1 protein-coding gene is annotated in these 367 nt (G+C 53.4%); it reads right to left on the reverse strand.

What is annotated here, in order from left to right:
- A partial coding sequence (locus Q0835_RS30220) for a hypothetical protein (protein WP_298967210.1) occupies nt 1-367 on the reverse strand: 367 nt, incomplete at both ends.

Below are 367 nucleotides of genomic sequence, written 5' to 3' on the forward strand. Positions count from 1 at the left end.
TCTTTGATGCCATTGGTCAGGGCAGCGATAACCCTCTCCAGCTTTGTTGGTTCGCCATTTTCAAGTTGAACCGGGGCCACCGTTTTGTTGTTGAGCCGGAAGCCGTTCGAGCCCTCAGCACGGCCTGGATAATGATCATTATGATCTTGAATAAGACCGTTGAGAGATTGTACAGGCAGTTGTCCAGACGGACCCGTTCCGTCAAGACGTTGTTGCTGGGGCTGGCTCCTGTTTGAGCTGATAGTTTGCTGCCGTTGGCTGGCCAGCGTCTTGTATGTTCCGTCCTCCCCCCGGTTTTCGCCGTAGACCGGGATCCTGCCGCCCTCTATCGACTTTGCCAGGGAAATTACATCCTTCCAAAAAACAG

It is taken from the genome of uncultured Roseibium sp., from assembly GCF_947499295.1.
Taxonomy (GTDB): Bacteria; Pseudomonadota; Alphaproteobacteria; order Rhizobiales; family Stappiaceae; genus Roseibium.